This window comes from Ideonella sp. P3_A4, assembly GCF_056403075.1.
On record NZ_JBFUGE010001067.1, the window covers coordinates 1 to 1314 of the forward strand.

1 protein-coding gene is annotated in these 1314 nt (G+C 68.4%); it reads left to right on the forward strand.

The features are described 5' to 3' along the window. The coding region (locus AC1DYI_RS35895) for a hybrid sensor histidine kinase/response regulator (RefSeq protein WP_477208859.1) at positions 1-836 on the forward strand (836 nt) is incomplete at its 5' end. Between the last annotated feature and the right edge of the window lie 478 nt (positions 837-1314).

The following is a 1314-nucleotide window of genomic DNA, read 5'->3' on the forward strand; positions in this document are numbered from 1 at the left end:
CGAGCGCGGTCGAGACCGCGCGTCCGGCCATCGATGGCATGGCCCACCAGCTGCTGATCGAGCTGCCGCCGGAGCCGGTGCACTTCGAGGCCGACCCGTTGCGCTTGGCGCAGGTGGTGGCCAACCTGCTGACCAACGCCGCCAAGTACACCGACCGTGGCGGCCACATCCACCTGTTTGCGCAGCGGCAGGGCGGCGACATCGTGATCGACGTCAGCGACGATGGCATCGGCATCGCGCCCGGCTCGATGCCCGAGGTGTTCCGCATGTTCTCGCAGCTGCACGTGACAGGCGAACGCTCGAGCGCGGGCCTGGGCATCGGCCTGGCCTTGTCCAAGGGCCTGGTCGAGCTGCATGGCGGCAGCATCGCGGTGCGCAGCGCCGGGCCGGGACGCGGCAGCACCTTCACCGTGCGCTTGCCGGCAGGCGAGGCCGGGGCCGATGCGCGAGTGGCGGCCGGTGCGCCGTCAGCGGCCGTGCCGGCGCCGCGCAAGGTGCTGATCGCCGACGACAACCGCGACGCCGCCGACAGCCTGGCCGCGCTGCTGCAACTCGAAGGCCACGAAACCCGCTTGTCCTTCGATGGCAACGAGGCCTTGTCGACCTGGCAGCACTTCGATCCCGATGTCTGCCTGTTCGACATCGGCATGCCGGGGCGCAACGGCTACGAGCTGGCGCGGGCCATCCGCGRCCTGCCTGGCGGCCAGCGCCCACTGCTGATCGCGATCACCGGCTGGGGCCAGGAGAGCGATCGCAACCTGGCGCTCGAGGCGGGCTTCAACCACCACCTGACCAAGCCGGTGGATCCTCAGCGCTTGGCGGCACTGTTCGGCTGACGCGCGTCACGGCCTGGTTTGATTGACCCTGACTTTTGGCGGGCACGGCATTTGCCACATACCGGTGCTGTGCCGCTGTGGCACTTTTCGGAGCATGGTGTGATGAACAAGCATTCCCCCCGGCAACCCGCCAGCGCGATGCTGGTGTTGCTGGCCTGTATGCTCGCCGTCGCCCCCTTGACCGGCTGTGACCGCCGGCCCAGCGACGTACCGCGGCCGTCAGACCCCGAACGCAACACGCCCAAACCGAAAGCGTTGCCCGATACCAAAGCCCCTGACGGCTTGCCCGCATCAGCACCGCAGCCTTGAGCGGCCAACGAAGGCCGGCTCGATGCCAGCCGGTCCATTAGGGATAGTTCTTCCCTGCCGGTCGATACACGGCGATACAACCATGGCGACGCCGTAACCGGCGATGTCGCCACGCGCGCCGGTTTCATAATCGGCCGGAACYGCAGCTTGCGAGAGGACCGCTCTGAAC